Genomic DNA, 673 nt, shown 5'->3' on the forward strand with positions numbered 1-673 from the left:
AACTCGGGCGTTAGGCCTTTCACTTGAATCAAAGGGCACATGCGAAATCTATCATTTGGGGAACGTCTATCTTCCGCCGGTTTTGGCGCACTTTTCGGCTTGGTTATTGGTGCCATTCTCACTTGGTTACTTGGCGTCTACTCTCAAACACTCGGCCCAAGCGATATTCATCTGAACGCTAAGCATTTGATCATTGGCACATCGGCTGTATTCGCACTACTTGGCTTTATTCTTGGTTCTAATGTTGGCACAATCATTGGCTCAGCCTTCTCTTGGCTTTACGAATTTGAGCGGCAAGATCATGAGTTCGGGCTTCCAACTTGGTTGAAATTCTTAGTAATTACCTTAATCGCAATTGGCATTTTTTGGTTGCTTTCTCGATAGCTGGCTTGATGAACTTTTGCTTCAAACGAACATCTGGCATAGTCTGCTCAATGTTGGCAAGCTCATTGAATCTAGTAGTTGCTTGAACAGCGCAAAACACCATGGCAACTGGCCAAGGCATCAAAATTTTTCAGGGGTTATAGCTTTGCAAACGCTGTTGTTCAAGCATCTAAGTCACTTGGGCTGGCCCAACTGGTTGTTCAAGCTGACGCCAACCTTGCGGTTGGTTCCCTCCAGTCGCTGCGCTCCTTGCGGCGCAGCTTAACGTGGGCGTTGAAGCTGCAGAATT

2 protein-coding genes are annotated in these 673 nt (G+C 46.8%); both read left to right on the forward strand.

Annotated features, from left to right (window positions below; all coding sequences use genetic code 11):
* Positions 1 to 39: 39 nt before the first annotated feature.
* The gene (locus EIP75_RS23860; protein WP_125245675.1) at positions 40 to 384 is read left to right on the forward strand and encodes a hypothetical protein; all 345 of its coding nucleotides are present in this window, start codon (positions 40 to 42) and stop codon (positions 382 to 384) included.
* A gap of 78 nt (positions 385 to 462) precedes the next feature.
* On the forward strand, positions 463 to 673 hold a 211-nt coding region (locus tag EIP75_RS24790; RefSeq protein WP_233585032.1), incomplete at its 3' end, for a hypothetical protein.

The organism is Aquabacterium soli, assembly GCF_003933735.1.
Classification (GTDB): domain Bacteria; phylum Pseudomonadota; class Gammaproteobacteria; order Burkholderiales; family Burkholderiaceae_C; genus Aquabacterium; species Aquabacterium soli.

What these genes read in the sequence shown, in the direction of transcription:
- EIP75_RS23860 (WP_125245675.1), top strand. Translation starts at nt 40, where the DNA reads ATGCGAAATCTATCATTTGGGGAACGTCTATCTTCCGCCGGTTTTGGC.